Here is a 17,918-nt window from a genome sequence, read left to right on the forward strand (position 1 = left end):
CTTAAACTAGGCCATAGCAGGTAAACTTATGTGCTTTATCAACGTAATTAATAATTTCCTCATCATGACTAATAATTATAATTGTTTTATCTTGTAATTCGCTAAAAATAGTTTTCAGGATTTTTCTTTTTAAATCACTGCTAATATTACTTAAAAATTCGTCAAAAAGGTAGATTTCATAATCTTTAACCAAGGCTCGCATTAAACTAACTAACTGTTTTTGTCCTTCGGAGAGATTTTGCCCTTTTTCAGCAACAATAGTTTCTCAGCGATTTGGCAGTTTGTCAATAAACTCTTCAATTCCTATTTTTTTAGCAATATTTTCTAATTTTGACTGGTGAATTTTTTCTTGATAAACTTTGGGGTAAACTATATTATTTCCTAAACTAGTATTAAAAAAGGAAGGATTGTTGGGCAAGTAAATAATTTTTTCTCGCAAGGCAGAATTGTCAATTTTTTTCAGTTCGTTATTATCTAGTTTGATAACTCCTTGTTGAGGTTGATAAAGTTTAAAAACTAGTTTAAATAAAGTGCTTTTGCCGACTCCGTTGGGTCCAATGATCACATATTTTTTTCCCTTTTGAAAGTTAGAAGAAAAGTTATCTAGTATTTTTTTGTTAGTTTCAGGGTAAGAAAAAGTAATATTTTGAAAACTAATGCTAGGATTTTTTACGGGTAAGTTTTTAGAGGTTGCGGCCGAAAAATCAGCATCTTTTTCTAAAATAGTGAAAGCATTATTTAGCTGTTTTAAACTGGAACAATAACCGTCATAGCCTCCTTTGGCTCATAATTCTTCAAAAAACTTTTTCCATTCACCAAAAAGAACATTTAATTTAGTGTATAACGCAAAGAGACCAGCCACTCCCCTAGTTTCAGCAAACAAAAGAAAAGGAAGAGGGAGAGCTTTGACTAATAAATAGTTAGGAACGGTGGCAAATGTAGTTTTACCAACAACCAAAGGAAAAATTTTTTTTAGATTTTTAGTCACTAAATTATCATTTTTTTTAATTTCTTCTTTTTCAGATCCGACAATTTTAATGTATTCAATGTTAGTTTTTAGTTCTTCAAAATGCTTATTTTCTTGTTGAACATCTTTGGTTCGGCGTAAGCGAGGAAGATAAGCTAATAGGTAAAGGAGTAAACCAAAAATGGTCAAAATCAACAGAGCTCCTAATAACCAAGGTATAAGCCATCTTGAATTTTTTTCTTTACTAAGTCCTCAAAAAAGAAAAAAAACGGATACTGCAGCATAAAAACAACGATTAAAAATCTGAGCTGCTTTGGCTCCGACATTAATGGCTTCACTTTCGTAATTAGTAAGAATAAATCGAGCTTTTTGGGTCTGCGAGAAATTAGCACTCAAATATTTTTGAGCTAACTTTTTCCGTAAATGAGAACTGTAAACTTCCACTAATCAAGTTTCCATGGCAATATGAAACAGAACAATAATCCCATAAAAAATTAAAAATCGACCAATTATTTCTCAAAAACTACCCTTAATTTGTCTAATATTAACATTTTTTTTATCTTTATCGGCATATTCAGTTATTTTAGTTAGGATTTTTTCTGAACCATAAGCACTTAAAAAGCCAGTTAAATACTGAAAAAAAGTTAATAGGGGAAATTGTCGAACTAGATAAAAGTAATTAATTTTGGTTTTGTTGGGATTTCTTTTATCTTTCTTTTTCATAATTAATTTTGCTGTTTTTTGTTGAATTATATTTATCTTTAAATGACATAGCAAGAGCGGCAGCGGGCTTCATAATTTTCTTGACCTCCCACCAAAACAAGAGGGTCGTGATAGCGGGCAGGCTGGCCATTAATTATTCTTTGAGAGAATGAAGCCTCATTTTGACAAACTTGACAAATGGCCGTTAACTTTTCTACGCAATCAGCCAGGGCAAGAAAAGACTTTATAGTTTCGTTAAAAGGTTCTCCGCGAAAGTTTTTATCTAGTCCAGCCGCGATAATTTGGTATCCTTGTTGAGTAAGATTACAAAGAAAACTAGCGATTTCGGAAGAAAAAAATTGTATTTCATCAATAAAAATTGTTTCTATATCATTATTTAGATATTTCTCTATTTCCTGGACGCTTCCAATAATTAGAGCATCGGTTTTATTATTTTGGTGCGAAATTACTTCAGAAGTAGCGTGGCGATTATCAATTTTTGGTTTAAAAACTAAATATTTTTTCTTGGCTCGTTGTAATCGATGAATGTGACGCAATAACTCTTCAGTTTTTCCCGCAAACATGGGACCAGTAATTACTTTTAAGCAACCTATTTTTTTATCCATTTCAATTAACTATTAAAAATCATAAACATAAACAAAAATACACAGTTGAAGCGACTAAAAATATTATTCCCATTACACTCTTATCACGTTGTTCCGTTGTCATGACAGTAAAGTAATTAGTGAAAGTAAAAAAACACGGCAAAAAGGCCAATAACTTTAAAACTATTTTTTCCACATTCATAATTTTTTTGGGCATAATATTAATAATAATTTTAAGAACTTAATTCTTTTATTTTTTTTTCTCATGCGACGGCAAATCTATCCTGATAATCTTTAAAGAGTTTATCTCCTTGTTTTTCATAATTTTTCTTCTGGTCTTGGGAAAGATTTTTATCTTTTTTTAAAGCGCTTTTTATATCTTGGTGAATAAGACGAAAGAACTTTTTTCCTTCCTCAATTATTTCTTTAACATCTTTGATAAGCTTTTTTCGCATTTCTCCTGTCATAGGTAATAAAGTAAAAATCACTTCGTCTTTGGAAATTTTTTCTTGTTTGTATCCTAATTGCTCATCTAAAACCGCTTTGGAGATTAAAGAAGTTAAGTTTGGTTCAAAAGCCTGTATAACGAGTTCATGATTAGGAGAAATCCGCAAATTGGCTATTATTTTTATCGGTTTTTTTTCGCCTTGATAATTTATTTTTAGCCCCCTTATTGTTTCTAAAGAAATCCGATCACTCCGAATTTTTTTTAATTTACCAATAAAAAATTCTAACCTTTTTTCAAATTGATCAACGCAGTTTTTTTTTATAGTTTCTCAAGTATTTTCCATATAAATTATTTTTGTTATTCCTTAACTTATAAAGAAGTAGCGGCCTTCGCTTTTAGTAATTTTTTTTTGTTTCTTTTTTAAATAACTCACCAACTTTTATCCTAAAAAAATGATAAGTGGCTACATACCATGTCCTCGTGTTAAACCTCAAAACAAAAATCCAACAGCTAAAAAAACAAACAAAAAAGATAAAAAACAAAACAAAATCATCAACTTAAATCTTTTTCAACTTTTACTACTATTATCTTTAATAGTGGTTAAGGAAGAAAAACAAAAAAATATAAAACAACAAAGACTACAAAGGCTACAAAAAAGTAAAAAATAAAAAGGAAGTCAAGAAAGAAATCTCATTCGCTACGTTATCCTACAACATTCCTTAGAAGGAACTTCTTGTAAATATTGTTGTTCATATTTTTCAGTTTCATAATCAGATGTTCTTCCTAATCTGTTATCAGTTTCTTTTATTTCATGTTTTAAATTGACACTTTTTTTTCTGTCATTAGCATCACTGTCATCAATATTAACACAGATTTTTGAAGTAACAGCGACTCCCATTCCTGTTAGTCCGGCCGAAGCAACTCCCAATAATAAAGAGGCTCCACCGGTAGCAGGAGCCAAAGCAACTGAACCAATAACATTAAAAAGTCCTAATCCTGTTATAGTTCCCATAGTAGCACCAGCCGGAACATTAACTGAGGCCATAAGCATTCTTTTTTTTTTGCTCTATCTGCCCTGAATAATTAATCCCATAAACGAGCATGTTAGCAAAATGCTCGCAGTTTCTACGATGCAAATCATAGTTATTCTTCCGATAATCATTATCTTTAGCTCAAACTATTTGCTTAGCAATATCTTTGTAATTCTTAAAGGGAATGATTGGATGATACGCAGTTACTTTTCCTTCTAAAAAAGAACTTCAATTATCAATTGTAGTATTTTGTCTTTCTCTAGTATATTGACAAACCTTAGATTCTCCGTCTATTTTACCTAAATATACCCCAACATGGTCAAACATTGTCATGTCTGTTTTGACAACATCAAAAGGTTTAAGATAACTAGTTGAATATTTTTTTTTACATAAGCACCTTTCTTTAGAAAATACCTACATGTATTGTTTTATAGTTTTTTATTTCAATGTTGAGTAAATATCTAACCAAACCCCCTAAGCATCCTAGGAACATCTTTGTAAGAAAAGACTGTTCTCCTTAGTTATTTTTCATTAATTTTTTATTCAGAGAATAAGTAAATAAATTTTCTAAGAGTCCAGGAAGTAAAAAAGCCTGATATCTAGGAGTGTTGTTTTTTAGTAAAATATCTATGCTTCAAGAACTCTGTAAAAAACAAAGCACACTTACCTAATCACTTTTAAATTATCCTACTAAAAAACTCATGCTTCCAACCACTAACTAGCATTATATTTTTTGTTTTTCCAAGCACTAAATCATCCAAAGCCTCTGATTTCTGATAATCATTGACTAAAAAGTAGCCTGATTTCTGTTGATTATCTTTATAAAAAACTTTCCAAATATCCTCTAAGCAAGTTTTCTGCTTTCCTGATATACTGACTTCCATCAAACTCCTTTTCTGATTTCCCACATTCTCCACTTGGCTTTTAACAGAATATTCCCTAATCATTGGTATTTTTCTATTCTTAGGTTTCTGAACGACACTTTTATCTAAACTCAAATAAACCCCATTCAAAATCTCCTCCACTTTTTCCTGAACATTCCCAGTAAGCAAACTTTTTTTAATGTTCCTTCTATTCCATATTTTTTCACTAATTTTTTCCCTCACTCGGTAATAACTAACTGCCTGTTTTTATCACCTCCAACCGGTAAAACCACCGAATCACCTACTCCTAATAAATCACCATTTTTCAGACGCTTTCAATCGCTACTGCCTAGCAAAGAACTTTTTCGTAAGTGCCTTTTTTTGTTTTGTGGATTTACTATAAGCCAGATGGAAAGTATAGGCTCGTCAATGTTTTAATTTACCTTTGGAAAGAGTTTTAAAGCATTTAGTGAGTGCTTTTTTAGAATAAAGTTTTATATTCGGTATATATTAATAATTTATTACAAATAAGAAATAAGCGTTAAGTTTCCTGCCCTTCAACTTTTTTTAAATGGTGGTGTTTTTATCTTTTTTTTGTGTAATTATAATAAAACTTACTCATTAAGAGAAGTTTTTTCTAAAATTATTATGTAATAATAAAATTTTTATATGGAACGAAGCCATGACAAATCAACATATTCACCATTATCAAACAACTATTACCGCAATCTGAAAAGAGGAGAATGTCGCGCCATTTTTGGCGTAAATAATTAGGAGAATAAGGCCAAAAAGCCAAAGAACAAAATTAAACTTTTAAAAAAGCAGATGTTAAACTGTCTTAAATTAGCAATTAATAAAAAAAATATAAATTATTTATAATTTATAAATAACATGGTAAAAAACAACGAATATATAATTCCAAAAGAAAATTTAGCAAAAGTCGAAGAAATCAAAATGATTGAAAGTGATTTTAATAAATCACCGCAAGTTAGAGAAATTGAAAATGAAATCCCTAGTTGTGAAGAAATTAATTTGAATTATGCTGATTTGGAAAACAGTGATATAAGCATAGACAAAGGTTACGGTCCATGTTCTTACAGTTCATGCGTAGTAAACCCCCATAAAATAGCTGGTAAGCATATAAACATGTGTGGAAGTTTGGATTGTAGTTATTATCGTCGAATAACTGGTAATAGAGTGGGTGGATTTCTTGGAACTACTGCTAGCATTGCTACAGGAGTTGCTTTTTGAGGTGCTTTAGCAGCGACTCCCTTTACCGGTGGTGCATCTTTAGCAGTAGCAACAGGCTTAAGTACTGCTGCTTCGGCTAGTGCAGTAGGAGGAACTGCTTTAACAATAAACGGTGCTACCGAAACTCTAGAAGGAATAGAAAATGAATTAAAGTTAAAGTGAGAAAACGAGAGAATAAAAGAAAGTATTAATAAATTACAAAATGAATTGAAAGAAATTAAAACTCAATACAAACGCGGTGAGATAAATAATTATAAACTAAAACAAATAATTAAAGAAAAGGAGAAAGAATTAAGGGAATTAGAGAAAGGAAATAGAAATATTTCTCAAGAAAGTGAATTAAGAAGAAAAAAATTAGAGAGTTAGAAAAAATTATCAAAGAATTAAAAGAATTTTATAATAGTTATGATAAACTATAAAAATATTCGCGACGGAAGATACAGAAAGGAAGAATTATCTTCTCGTTTTCCTAATATAAGCGAAGAAAAAAAATTTTATAAGGAAGTTATTGGAGAAATGGCGGTTTGGCATACTCCTGAAGAGGTTTATGAAGCTTATCAACAATATCACCAGCAGGGAAAAACTGTCGAAGCAATTTTGACTGATATTAAATCTTCTGAAAAAAGACAAAAAGAAGCAACAGATAGGCAAAACGAAGCTATAAGAGAACTATCTAATTTACAAAAAAGAGTTAAGGAAAATAGAAAAGATTTTAACAAAATTTATCGAGAATTAGGAAGAGGCATTGAAAAGGCAGATACAATTGTAAAAGAAGCACTATTAAATATAATAGAAGAACAGCCTACTTCTCTAATTTTTTATAATAAGAATAATGTCAAGATTACTGAAGATTATATGAAAAGAATTTTCCAAGAATACTTCCGCGGAACTAATTTAGAGAATGTTGGTTATAAATGACGAGAAATTCTTAATCCTGAATATTTAGAAGATATTATTGAAGTTTATAAAATTACTCGAGAAGGAGCAGAGCCTATAGAAGTGTTTGAATTGTTAGTCAGTATTGGAACTAAATTAGAAAACTCGATTAATAGTGCAAATGAAACTAAGAGAAAAAAAATTCAAAGAGCTATCGTGGAAAATAATATAAGGACTTGAATTCTTTCGGTGGGAGTGAAAAAATTAAAAAGAGACATTATTACTGATTCAAAAAGAGTAGTGATTAATTACAGAGTGGATAAAGGAGAAACTGCTCCTATCTTAACTGAAATAAATAATCGAGTAAACAGACAATTCAGAACCAATTTTACTCCAATTGATTGACTTCCTTGAATAGTAATAGGAGTAGTTGCTTTAATTTGCTTTGGGATTTGGTTTGCCAGTCGCAGGAGGAGAATAAGGAGATAAATTAGCGAAAAAAAGAGATGAATACAAAAGAAAGCGAGGTACAAGTGATAGTGACTTTTTAAGAGAAAAAGAAAAAGTAAAGAAATTAGAAGATAAAGTCAAAGAATTAGAAAAAAAATAGAAAAAACTTCAAGAGATTTTTAATAGCTATAAGCTATGGTAGAAGTAAAATTTAAAGGATTAACTCCTAAAGGAAACAAAGTATATGAAATTCCTACACTAGAATTAGAAGTAATTGAGGTACCTAAAAAAATTTATTTTGAAAGTAACCCATATGATAAAGACATAATTGATGAAAAAGAACAATACAAAATTGAAACTTTAACCAAAAAATTGCTGGCTGTTTGACATACTCCCCAAGAAGTAGCAGAATATTATTTACAAAAACATCGAGCAGGAAAAACTACCGAGGCTTTGCTAGCAGGCTTAAAGTCTGATTTAAATCAGCGAGAACAACAACTTAAAGATGCTGATGACACTATAAACAGCATGGGAGGAAATATTAATTCGGCTCTAAAAAATGCAAACAAAGCAGAAGAGATAATTATCGACATAAAAGATACTTGAGGAGAACAAGTGTTTTATCAAAATAGCAATATTAGGATTACAGAAAGTAATTTAAGAGACATTTTTGATGAATATTTTAAAGGAACTTCACTAGATAACATTAGTTATCAATGAGGAGAAATATTAGATTCTAATTATTTAATTCATATTAATAGTTTTTTAGACAAAAAAGCAAGCATAATAGATAAAACTAATTCTTTTATAAACTTGAGTAATCAATTAAAATTTTCTCTTAATAGTATTTCTGAAACAAACAAAAAAAAGTATTTAAGAGCTCTTAAAGAAACAAAAATAAAAATTTGAGTTTTAAAGAAAGCAGTAAATTATAAACATCTTCAAAAAGCTCTTGAAAATAATCCCAAAAGAATAGCCTATAACTATAAAATAGATAACGGAGAAGAGATTGCTTGAATTTATGAAGTAACTGAAATCTTTAATGAAAAGTTTGGCTCCAATTGAAGTCCAGTTGGGGTTTTTAGTTTCATAGTGGGAGGTTTATTAGGAATTGTTTTCTTTGGTTACTGATTTTTCTCACGAGTGAAGTCATTATTGATAAATAGAAATAACAGTAAGTAGTTATTTTTTGTTTTTAACTCAGAAAATATTTTCATCAGAGATTTTTTTTGACTTCGGCTCTGTAAGGCCCTAAATCTCAAAAAATAGCTAAGCGACCATATATTTCTGGCACCAAAAAACATAACGTTTGAGATAAGTGGTTACATCCTTTTCTGACATTTACAAGCATATTTTATTTTCGCCCGTTTCTTTTTTTGGTTTTCTAACCATAGCTAGAAACATTATTATTAATCCCCCGACCAGAAAAGCTGGAATAATCACTTTTTTTCAAGGAAATTCGTCCGAGTTATTTTGCAATGTTTTCTCATGATTTAATAATTTTTTTAATAATTTTTCGGCAACAGTTTTTTTAGCGGAAAAATAAATGTCACCGTCATTAATAAACTCCGTGGTTTCTTTTTTTAACTTTTTTAAAACCTTTTCATCACTAGTTTTTAAGGCTGATTCTATTTTATTGGTTAAGTCAGTAATTTTTTTTTGGCTCCCCTGCCGACCAATTTTTTGGCAAATTTCATTCTCTATTTGGATAATCTTTTTTCTATCATTGATCTCATCATTTTTCAGTTTTTTTCACTTTTCTTGGGTAGCAAGGTCTAATTCATTTTCTTGCAGTCCATATTTAGTCAGGAATTTTTTCACGTTTGGAACCGCCATATCTTGTCGATAGGTTTCGGCATTGGCTTGGGCGGCACGTTTTTTTTCACTGTCTTTTTTGGCTTGTCTTTTGGCATTAATGTCACGCGTCATTCTCTCCAAAAAATTTGTAATTTCTTTTTTAACATTTAGATTTTTAATTTTTTCTTCTCAACCACGATATTCAAAACTTAACTCATTTTCGGTAATTACGAGGTCACCATTTAAAGCCTTGTTGATTAGAAATACAACAGCATCTTTAGCATTAGAAAAGTCGTTATCATTGCCAGAATTCTCCGAAGAAGAACTGATTGGAGGATTTTGAGGTTTAGGATAAACATTTTTAAGCGTTTTTTCGAGTTCACTGTATTTAACTCCTCGTCGACTGTCAAATAAATGTTTTTGGTTTATATCTCCGCTTTCTATTAAGGAAAAAAACATGGCCTTTTTTAATTCTTTATTATCTTCCTTAATTCATTGGTCGACATAATTTTCTAATTTTTCATCATTTGAATATATTGTTTCAAAAGCCTCGAGAATGGTCGGGAGATTTTTTTTTGGAGTCCCATTTGTCTCAGGGGTTTCTGGTACGGTGGCTTTTCTTAATAATTCCTTTTCTTTGGAGTTCAATTCGGTTCCGTTTACTTTACCATTTAAATAATTAGTGTAAAGTTCTTCGGCTTCCTTGACTTCTTTGTCCTTAAAATAGTTTTTTCATGCTGCTTTATCGGTCTCGTTAGTTATGTTATGTAATTTATAAAACTCGTTTCATTTTAGCGTAGTTCTAGTGTTTTTAACTTCTACTTGCTTCTGTTTTATTTCGGTGGGTGTTTTAGCACTCTCAATAACTTTCTTTTGGTCTTCAGTTAAAGGGTTTTTTGCTTGCTCCCCTTTACTATTTAAAGTTAGAGCATCATTGTATAATTTTTCCGCTCCTTTTGTATCTTCTTTAAATTGAGTTTTCCAAATATTTTTATCGCTTTCCTTGGTGATGCTGTAATTATCAAAAAAAGGTTGTCATGATTTATCAACTCTTTCCTGTTCTTCCTTGCTCTGTTTATCTTTGTTTTCTTGGCTAATTCTATTACTGGCATCGGTTCTAACTTTTTCTGCTTCGGCTTTATCTTTAGCGGTGGATAATGCTATTTTTTCCTTTTCAATTAAAGATAATTTGCTAATGTCGTCTTTTAATTCTTTGAGTTTCTTGGCAACTTTCTCCTTTTCTTTATTTTCTTTATTTTCTTTATTTTCTTTATTTTTTGCGTCTTCTAGGATGATTGAAGGTGGTTCGGTGGTTTCGGTCGGATTGGCTAAAATAACCTCATCGAAAGCATTACTTTCCAAAACTAAATATTTATTAAGCTTAACAGATGTAAAGTAGGTAAGTTCTCTTTTGATGCCTTTGATAATAACTCTTTTTTCTTTATTTTCTCCCGCTCTGTTGGCTTGTTTTTTTACTAATTCCGCTACCTCCTCGGCTTTTTCTCCTTTAATTATTATTTTTTCTCCATCGGTGCTAAAATCGTTCGCTCACTTAGTATCAGTATCAATTTCACCTAGGTTTACTTCTTCGTTTTTTATCTCAAATTCGGGAACATTACCGACAAAATACTTTTTTTGAAAAACTAATTCTGAATTATTGAACTGAATTGGTTTAATGACATGGATAGGTTGTTGGTCCCCGAGGTCTATTTTTCAAGCTGGATAGTTAGCCGCTTCACCTGTAAAAGTTCTTCTATTAACTGCTATGTTATGTTCTTGTAATAAATTATCATCTACTTCTACATATTTCTCTTTTGTTATATTTTCTAATAATAGAGAGTTAAGCCCACGAGTCATAAGATTATCAGCATGAACCTCTAAATGGGTTTTCCCCTTATTACTTCCAATTATTCCCTTAATTGATAAAATAAAAATTGCCTTTCCTTCCCTTTCTTCTTCCATAGTGTCATGATGTCGGGTTATGATAAATTTAGCCATAATTGTATATGCTATTTATTTTATAAAGATAAAGATGCTTTAATGTAATTTACTACTAATTGAGGTATAGAAATATTTTTCTAACACGGGCGGGATAATTAATTTATTTTCTTTTTCATTATAATAATATTCGCACAAAGTAATAATCAAGCGGTCCACGGCTAATGCGGAGCCATTAAGGGTATGGGGATAATATTTTTTGCCTTCTTTTTTGACCCTGATTTGGCTACGGCGACTTTGAAAATCCTCACAATTGCTACACGAGGAGATTTCTAACCATTTTTGGCTGACGGGCAACCAAACCTCAATATCATAAGTTTTAGCGGCGGTAAATCCTAATTCTGAATGACAAAGTTCGATTACGCGGTGGGGAATTTGGAGGAGATGGAGCAGATGACGAGCATCAGCTAATAATTTTTTTAATTCAGAATAAGATTGTTCGGGCGGGACTATTTTCACTAATTCGACTTTATGAAATTGGTGTAAACGGATTAAGCCTTTATTTTCCTGACCTGCGGCCATTCTTTCGGCTCGAAAACAAGGACTATACGCACACAGATTTAAGGGCAAATCGTCCTCGGCTAATATCTGATTTTGGTAAAGATTAACTAAACTGACCTCGGCAGTGGGAAGGAGATAAAAATCATTTCCCTCTAATTTATAAAGATTATCTTGAAATTTGTGAAACTGCCCGGTATTATAGAGATTATGAGCCTGGACTAAGTAAGGAGTATCAAATAAACGATAACCGCGTTGCTTATTTTCGACCCGCATAAAATTAATTAGAATGTGTAATAATTCGCTTCCGAATCCCTGGTAAACGGCGAATTTGCTACCCGAGAGAAGAATGCTTTTGTCTTCATCAATCATCTGTAATTTTCTTAATATTTTCTCATGACTTAAATTGTGTTGAATGGCATGTTGGTATTCACTGTTGTCAATAATTTTATTGCCTTCTTCATTAGTCGGAGTTTCAAGGGCGGGAAGGTTGGGAAGTTGATTGGTTGATTGGTTTGATTCGGTGGTCAAAAGGTCTAATTCGGCTTCTGTTTGCTTAATTTTTTCTTTAATTTCTTTGACTTTTTCGGCGTTTTGGGGTCCGTATTGGCTTAGTTTGTTGGTTTCTTGGCGTAATTCATTAATTTTTTTTTCTAACCCTTTTTGCTTAATTAATTTCTCCTTGATAGATAATAATTCCTCGTGGGTTATTCCACGAAATTTTAAGCGATTAACCAAGTTTTCGAAATCAGTAAAAAATCTTTTTTTATCTAGCATGGACTCGTATTTTCTTTTTACTAATTTTCCGCGAGCGAATAATTAAAAAAGCTCCTCCTACTACTAGACAAATAAAAATCACACCAAAAATGAAAACAGGGAGAGCGGGAAAATTGCCGTCAGAGTTAGTTTTTTTTGGTTTTCGAGTTTGAGAATTGGCATCGAGCTTATTTTTTATGGCTTGTCGCATTCGTTCGACAAAATTGATTATTTCCGCTTTGTCTTGAATGGTTAGCAAATATTTTTGTCAAGTTTTAACATTATTTCATAGGCTTTTATCTAAATCGCTAGGTTTGATTTTACTTTTGGTGAATAATTTTTCAATTTGTTCCTTAGCGATAGTTTGGTTATATTTTTGTCAGTCGTCAGTAGTATCGTTTTCCCCATTTCCTTCATTGCCACCAGTAGGAGGGGGAGAACCAGGGCCACTACCACCTAATCCAACTCTATTAATACATTCTTGGGAGCAATAATTTTGCCCTCCTCATTGTATAGGGTAAGGATAGCATTTTTTATTACATCGCTGTCGCTGGCAGTTAGGTAATTTTTTAACTTCATCAAAGCAACCTGTTTCATAACCATCAACTATTAAAGTACAAAAATAACCAGGGTAATTTTCCATTTTCCCTAAAACTTTTCCTCATTCGTACACTTTTTCATAACTTTCCCCACAACGGCAGCAATGACAAGGTTTCTCCTGCGAGTCACCCGCGTCATTAAATTCCTGACCGCAAAATATACAGATAAAAGGAATTTTTTCACCCGTCTCTTCTTCCAAGATTTTGACTAATGTTTCATAAGCATTTTGTAGTTCTTGAAATTTTTCTTTAGTTCCTCCCTTGTCGGGGTGATGTCTAAGAGATAATTTTCTATAGTTTCTTTTCAAATCATCAGGAGTATAAGAAGGAGTTAGTCCTAAAATTTGTTCTGCTATTTTTTTTTCATTAATGTTTATTTAAAATTACTGAACAACAATGTACGATTAATAAATTTTGTATAAATTTAGTTTAAAAAATTACAAAGCTACCAGCCTCAAAATTTGGTAATATACTCTGAATTCTTACCTAAAGTTTAAGCAGTCAAAAGCGGAATGAGAAAGAATTATTTGGTTTTTTTTATTACACAATGATCTAAAAAATTAGGTGTTCCTGTAAGTGAGCAAGATCCATCAATATTTTTTGGAAATGCAATTAATTCTTTTAAATTATTAGTATTTAAAATTACAGCCAGCAAGCGATCGATCCCCAAGCCAAGTCCGCCGTGTGGAGGTGCCGCAAACTCTAATGCTTGTAAAAAAAAATTAAAGTTTTTTTCTTTTTCCTCCTGATTATAACCTAAGACTTCTAGAACTTTTTCTTGTAATTCACGAGTATAAATCCGTAGGCTTCCACTTAATATCTCCTCCCCATTACAAACTAAGTCAAAGGCCTCACAAATCACTTCTTCGGGTCTAATTTTATTGTTTAACAAAGGTTCAATATACTTTTCTTTGGGAATGGTAAAAGGGTGCCGCAGACTTTCGTGTTTTTTTGTTTCTTCATTGTATTCAAACAACGGTCAATCAGTTATTCAACAAAAATTTAACTCTTTTTCGTCTTTTAGATTTTGGCGTAAATCAGGTTTATCAGTGCCGTATTTTTTTATTACTTCTCGGTAAGTTAGCGTAGAAAAAGGAGTTTTTATCTGATAACCAAAAACATTTTTTAAAATAGTTTCTAGCATTTCTTCTATCAATTGTCTAATCTGCTGAGAAGTAACAAAACTCATTTCTAATTCTAGCTGCGAAAATTCTATTTGACGATTACTACGAGCATCCTCATTACGGAAACTTTTAGCAATTTGATAATATTTATTAAAACTACTTATCATTAATAACTGCTTAAATATTTGGGCGGACTGAGGTAAAGTATAATAACGATTTTTTAAATTAGCCGGGACTACAAAACATTTGGCACCTTCGGGCGAACTGTTGGCTAAAATAGGAGTTTCAATATCCACAAATTCCCGTTCATGAAAAAATTTTCTTAATTCATAGCAAAATTGGTTTTTAATAAGCAATAGCTTCTTACTATTAGGGTTGCGTAAATCTAAATAGCGATAACGGTATTTAGTATCCTCTTTAACATTAATGAGAGGAAAAGGCAACTCTCTTTTAGAAATATTAGCATTAATTAACTGGTAGTTAGTCAACTCAATTTCCAACTCTTTTTTCAAACCTTCTTTTTTTTTAATAATTCCTTGCACTTCTAGTAGATCACCTTTTTTTCTTGCTCTTAGACGTGAAATTAATTCTTTATTTTTAACTACAATTTGAATGTAACCACTACTGTCTTGACCGGTAATGAACCATAATGAGCTACCTTTATCATTAATATTAGTAACTCAAACACAGAGAATAATTTCTTCGTTCAATTGTTCAAAAGTTAATTTGGTGATTTGTGAAAAAGAAATCATGTTTTATTTATCTACTTATAGTAATTTTAAACACTAATGAGAGCTAAGAAAGCTCCTTCTCAAATTCTTATAGCAAAGAATCAGGAGAGAATAAAATCTAACTAGTTTATTAAACTAGTTAATGAATTGGCAAAGAACTATTATATAAATTATGCTTAAAAGATATTTCCAGTATTGGCTCAACTTAAAGTTCATCCCGAACAAGAGTTAAACCAAATAATTAGTGAATGTTGCTGATTATATAATCATTTTCTCCAAATTAGACTACGATAACTTTTATTTCGTCTCTTCCACTTCTTTTACACTTTTTTATATAAATTAGAAAGGGGGGAAAGGACATGATTAACGTATGGTTTTTTTATTTTGGTTTTTTCTCGTTTTATTTTTTTTATTTTACACCTTTTGCAAAATCTCATACAAAAGCATCAAAATAAAAAAAAGTAATAAGTACCAAAAGTAAAATTCAAGAAAGAATTTTAGGTAGGCCTATCTCATCACCGATCTTTCTTTGCTTTTTTATATATCTTCTATAAATTCATTTAGCTACGCAAAAAAAAAGTACAAAAACCAAAAAAAAAAACATCATCTGCTTATTTTCTTGGTATTGACGAGGAGATTTTGCTTTCATATCAAATTCATGGTCTTTGATATTCATGATAATAAAACTCTTATTCTAACATCATCTCCGTTCTCTTCCACATCTATTGAAATCATGCATGTTTCTTTAGTAATTTTTGATCGTTCTTAAGTTATTTATTTACTAGTTTGTTTGCTTCTAAATGTCGACTTCAATCACACTCTGTTTCTATTCATCTACCAACATTTTTCTTATTTAGAAATCACATATACTTTCGAGATTTAACTAAAAAATCTCAGTTGTCTCTTCCAGCTCTCTTGTTCTCTTAAAGTATTCAGAATTTCGCTTATACTTTTACTTTCGTTTTTAAGTAAACTTATAATATTTCGTACTATAATGCGACTGATTGGCTAATGCGAGTAAAATGGTTTAAACTTTCGCTGACTAATAGTTCTCCAACAGCTTTTTTATAATCTTCTGCTATATCTTCATCGCGTAACATTCTACCAGCTATATCATAAATAAACCCCATCTCTAAAGTAGACTGAAAACTCTCTGCCAGTTCAATAGTTCTTAATGAATCAACTCTTTTGCTTAAATTCTCATCAGTTCTATTTAGGTTCTTGTATTTTTCAAGAATAACTGCTCCAGAAAATGATCCACCTACTATATTTCCAGAAATAGGAAAAGCAACATTGGTAGCAAATCCGGTAGTTGCATATAAAAATTTAACTGCTTTTCAACCAAAGACAGGACCATAACCTCTACTATCTCTAATATCACTACTTTCTAAATCTTCATAATTCACTTTACCATCTAATTCCTTACTTAGTAAGGAATCAAGAATTTGAATAAATTCTCCAAGAATTAGAAAACCCTGATTATGTTGGCAAAGGTTTTTGATCTTTACCAAACCCCCCCACTGCTTTAGAAAAGAGTGAGTATGATATTTGTCAGAAAATATTAACTTATCAGCAAAAACATAAACTAACTGATAAAGAAGTTACTGCAGAAACTGAGGATATTCTTTTTTGTCGAATAGATTGTTTTACCCTTTATAGACTGATTACTTATGCTAATGAGCTTATTCTAACTTTTGGAAATGAAGATAACCAAAAATTGCTAGTTAACAGTACAAATGACAGAAATAAAGTTAAATAAAAAAACTTGAACTTTTCGTTGTAAGATAATTTTTAGTAGTAGTTGAGAAATAAAATGATTGACTATTACCGACCATTTTATAATAAAGTGGACATGATAAACACGGTATTAGCAACGAGTTAATTAGATAATTAATGAATAAGTTGAACGAAATCTCAATTATGAAACCTAAGAAAAGACATGATAATAGAAATTAATGATATAAACAAAACTAACTTAGTAAATACTTATCTTGTATATCTTTTTTAATATAGGAAAAATTCGCCTTGTTTATTTTTGTGAAAACTCATATAATCTTTTTTATCATAAGCCTCTGTTTTAGTTTCAAACTTTTAATTCCTTTCTTTCCAAGTCTGCTAATTGTTCTTCAAACCTAATGATTTCAGTTTGTTTACTCAATATTTCTTCAATTTCTTCTTTGCCTAGTTTTTTAGTAAGTATTTCTTTAATTTCTTCTATTTTAACAAATATCTTAGAGTCGGATGAAATATTTTGAATATTAACCTTTCAATGTTTTTTTAGTAAATTTTTTAGTAGATAATTAGTTTCTTCGCTATTTTCAACAATTAATTTTTCTAATTCTTCTTTTTTAGTTTGAATTAAAAATTCTAGTTTTTCAGGATCATTTACATAAACTGCTTCTTCTGCCTTATTTAAAATTTTCTCTCATTTTTGTTCATCTACTATTTTTTTAATTTCTCATTCAATAATTTTATTCTTTATCTTTTCCTCTTCTAACCATTTTTTTGCTAATTTTAGTTTACTTTGCAAATTTTTGATTTCTTTTTCTTGCTCAGTTATTTTTTGATCATTATTCATAATATATGTTTTATATTGTACAATGCCCAAGATATCTCTGATATTTAATGAATTTTTCATATTCTTCATCGGCATTCGCACAAAATTTAAAAAATAATTATATATGCTACAAAACGAATCAATTTTATCCGTGGTCGATAACTCAGGTGCAAAAAAAATATTAGTAATTCGCTGTTTAGGCGGTTCTAATCGTCGGTATAGTCGAATTGGTGATTTAGTAATTGCAACTGTGAAAAAAGCCGAAGCCAATAAATTTACTAAGAAGGAAGAAAAAGTGGTAATGGCCTTGATCGTGGCTACTCGTCGTTATTTTCGTCGTCAAAATAATACTTGAATAAAGTTCAGCAAAAACTGTGCTATTTTAGTAGAAAAAAAAGACAAAAAAATAAAGCCTAGGGGGAATCGAATTTTTGTGCCTTTATTAGCTGAATTTAGTCAGTGAGGTTATGAAAATTTATTCAAATTAAAGCCTGAAATTCTATAAAAAAATAAGAGGTTCTACTAAATTTTTAGCATATAATTTTCTCCAAAAGGTTTTTTTGACGCTTGCAATAATGAGTGCAAATAAAAATCCTAGTTTTTATAGCTTTTAGTTTTATGTTAACTAACATCGGGAAATTTTTTCTGATTTGGTTAATTTATTG

Annotated in this window: 18 protein-coding genes; 5 read left to right on the plus strand and 13 right to left on the minus strand. The window is 30.6% G+C overall.

Annotated features, from left to right (window positions below; genetic code table 4):
* Position 1 precedes the first annotated feature (1 nt).
* From GvMRE_RS11530 to GvMRE_RS11540, 3 genes are all read right to left on the minus strand, one after another.
* Positions 2–1,690: an ATP-binding cassette domain-containing protein gene (locus GvMRE_RS11530; protein ID WP_147411395.1), complete on the minus strand. Its 1,689-nt coding sequence runs from the start codon at positions 1,688–1,690 to the stop codon at positions 2–4.
* A gap of 38 nt (positions 1,691–1,728) precedes the next feature.
* Positions 1,729–2,295: a thymidine kinase gene (locus GvMRE_RS11535; RefSeq protein WP_147411396.1), complete on the minus strand. Its 567-nt coding sequence runs from the start codon at positions 2,293–2,295 to the stop codon at positions 1,729–1,731.
* Positions 2,296–2,507: 212 nt separating this feature from the next.
* A complete protein-coding gene (locus GvMRE_RS11540; RefSeq protein WP_147411397.1) occupies positions 2,508–3,065 on the minus strand; it encodes a ribosome-recycling factor in 558 nt (185 codons plus the stop codon).
* Between the two features lie 109 nt (positions 3,066–3,174).
* On the opposite strand from GvMRE_RS11540, the gene GvMRE_RS11545 reads away from it, so the two are divergent.
* The gene (locus GvMRE_RS11545; protein ID WP_147411398.1) at positions 3,175–3,390 is read left to right on the plus strand and encodes a hypothetical protein; all 216 of its coding nucleotides are present in this window, start codon (positions 3,175–3,177) and stop codon (positions 3,388–3,390) included.
* 29 nt (positions 3,391–3,419) lie between these two features.
* Here the strand turns inward: GvMRE_RS11545 and GvMRE_RS11550 are convergent, their stop codons facing one another.
* The 3 genes from GvMRE_RS11550 to GvMRE_RS11560 all read right to left on the minus strand — a co-directional run bounded on the left by GvMRE_RS11550 (position 3,420) and on the right by GvMRE_RS11560 (position 4,805).
* Positions 3,420–3,773, minus strand: a complete 354-nt coding sequence (locus tag GvMRE_RS11550; RefSeq protein WP_172575401.1) for a hypothetical protein — start codon at positions 3,771–3,773, stop codon at positions 3,420–3,422.
* Entirely contained in the window at positions 3,754–4,086 is a 333-nt protein-coding gene (locus GvMRE_RS11555) for a lecithin retinol acyltransferase family protein (protein WP_147411400.1), read from the minus strand. Before GvMRE_RS11555 ends, GvMRE_RS11550 begins: the two co-directional genes overlap by 20 nt.
* A gap of 344 nt (positions 4,087–4,430) precedes the next feature.
* Positions 4,431–4,805 carry a hypothetical protein gene (locus GvMRE_RS11560; RefSeq protein WP_147411401.1) on the minus strand — a complete coding sequence of 125 codons (375 nt, stop codon included), beginning with the start codon at positions 4,803–4,805 and terminating at the stop codon, positions 4,431–4,433.
* A gap of 702 nt (positions 4,806–5,507) precedes the next feature.
* Between GvMRE_RS11560 and GvMRE_RS11565 the strand changes: the two genes are divergently transcribed.
* The 3 genes from GvMRE_RS11565 (at position 5,508) to GvMRE_RS11575 (ending at position 8,375) form a co-directional block, all read left to right on the plus strand.
* Positions 5,508–6,233, plus strand: coding sequence for a hypothetical protein (locus GvMRE_RS11565; protein WP_147411402.1), 726 nt, complete (start codon positions 5,508–5,510; stop codon positions 6,231–6,233).
* A gap of 39 nt (positions 6,234–6,272) precedes the next feature.
* A complete protein-coding gene (locus GvMRE_RS11570; RefSeq protein ID WP_147411403.1) occupies positions 6,273–7,232 on the plus strand; it encodes a hypothetical protein in 960 nt (319 codons plus the stop codon).
* A gap of 156 nt (positions 7,233–7,388) precedes the next feature.
* Positions 7,389–8,375, plus strand: coding sequence for a hypothetical protein (locus GvMRE_RS11575; protein WP_147411404.1), 987 nt, complete (start codon positions 7,389–7,391; stop codon positions 8,373–8,375).
* Positions 8,376–8,534: 159 nt separating this feature from the next.
* Here the strand turns inward: GvMRE_RS11575 and GvMRE_RS11580 are convergent, their stop codons facing one another.
* The 7 genes from GvMRE_RS11580 to GvMRE_RS11610 all read right to left on the minus strand — a co-directional run bounded on the left by GvMRE_RS11580 (position 8,535) and on the right by GvMRE_RS11610 (position 17,274).
* Entirely contained in the window at positions 8,535–10,988 is a 2,454-nt protein-coding gene (locus tag GvMRE_RS11580) for a hypothetical protein (RefSeq protein ID WP_147411405.1), read from the minus strand.
* A 39-nt stretch (positions 10,989–11,027) separates the two neighbouring features.
* Complete coding sequence (gene serS, locus GvMRE_RS11585) at positions 11,028–12,263, minus strand: serine--tRNA ligase (protein ID WP_147411406.1); 1,236 nt, start codon at positions 12,261–12,263, stop codon at positions 11,028–11,030.
* The gene (locus tag GvMRE_RS11590) at positions 12,253–13,218 is read right to left on the minus strand and encodes a DnaJ domain-containing protein (RefSeq protein ID WP_147411407.1); all 966 of its coding nucleotides are present in this window, start codon (positions 13,216–13,218) and stop codon (positions 12,253–12,255) included. The genes serS and GvMRE_RS11590 overlap by 11 nt, the downstream gene beginning before the upstream one ends.
* Positions 13,219–13,364: 146 nt before the next feature.
* Positions 13,365–14,717 carry an amino acid--tRNA ligase-related protein gene (locus GvMRE_RS11595; protein WP_147411408.1) on the minus strand — a complete coding sequence of 451 codons (1,353 nt, stop codon included), beginning with the start codon at positions 14,715–14,717 and terminating at the stop codon, positions 13,365–13,367.
* Positions 14,718–15,105: 388 nt separating this feature from the next.
* Positions 15,106–15,372 carry a hypothetical protein gene (locus GvMRE_RS11600; protein ID WP_147411409.1) on the minus strand — a complete coding sequence of 89 codons (267 nt, stop codon included), beginning with the start codon at positions 15,370–15,372 and terminating at the stop codon, positions 15,106–15,108.
* A 313-nt stretch (positions 15,373–15,685) separates the two neighbouring features.
* Positions 15,686–16,207, minus strand: coding sequence for a hypothetical protein (locus GvMRE_RS11605; RefSeq protein WP_147411410.1), 522 nt, complete (start codon positions 16,205–16,207; stop codon positions 15,686–15,688).
* A 566-nt stretch (positions 16,208–16,773) separates the two neighbouring features.
* On the minus strand, positions 16,774–17,274 hold the full coding sequence (locus tag GvMRE_RS11610) for a hypothetical protein (protein ID WP_147411411.1): 501 nt from the start codon (positions 17,272–17,274) through the stop codon (positions 16,774–16,776).
* Positions 17,275–17,377: 103 nt separating this feature from the next.
* On the opposite strand from GvMRE_RS11610, the gene GvMRE_RS11615 reads away from it, so the two are divergent.
* Positions 17,378–17,758, plus strand: coding sequence for an uL14 family ribosomal protein (locus GvMRE_RS11615; RefSeq protein ID WP_147411412.1), 381 nt, complete (start codon positions 17,378–17,380; stop codon positions 17,756–17,758).
* Positions 17,759–17,918 lie beyond the last annotated feature (160 nt).

It is taken from the genome of endosymbiont GvMRE of Glomus versiforme, from assembly GCF_003546845.1.